The organism is Streptomyces virginiae, assembly GCF_000720455.1.
GTDB lineage: Bacteria > Actinomycetota > Actinomycetes > Streptomycetales > Streptomycetaceae > Streptomyces > Streptomyces virginiae.
This window is the reverse complement of sequence record NZ_JOAK01000107.1, coordinates 1-316: the sequence shown is the minus strand read 5'-3', so window position 1 is coordinate 316 and position 316 is coordinate 1. Positions and strand designations below refer to the sequence as shown.

Below are 316 nucleotides of genomic sequence, written 5' to 3'. Positions count from 1 at the left end.
CGGTGTCGATGGATGCCGGTGCGACGCACGTGGCGTTCGTGGACGGCGGCGGGAGTGTGGCGAACGACTGGGTGAGCAATGGTGCCTGGCAGGGTCCGGCGGGGATCGGTGGCAAGGCCCGGGGGGATTCGCCGGTGGTGCTGAATGCCAGTGCCGACCACGCGTTCTTCATCGATGCCGACGGCAATGTGATGAACGACTGGGTGAGCAACGGTGCGTGGCAGGGTCCGTCTCCGATCGGTGGCAAGGCCCGGCCCGGTTCGCCGATCGCGACGAACGCGGCCGGCACCCTGGTGGCGTTCGTCGACACCAATGG

Annotated in this window: 1 protein-coding gene; it reads left to right on the top strand. The window is 68.4% G+C overall.

The features are described from left to right. Positions 1 to 29 precede the first annotated feature (29 nt). A partial coding sequence (locus IG86_RS39595) for a hypothetical protein (protein ID WP_199814463.1) occupies positions 30 to 316 on the top strand: 287 nt, incomplete at its 3' end.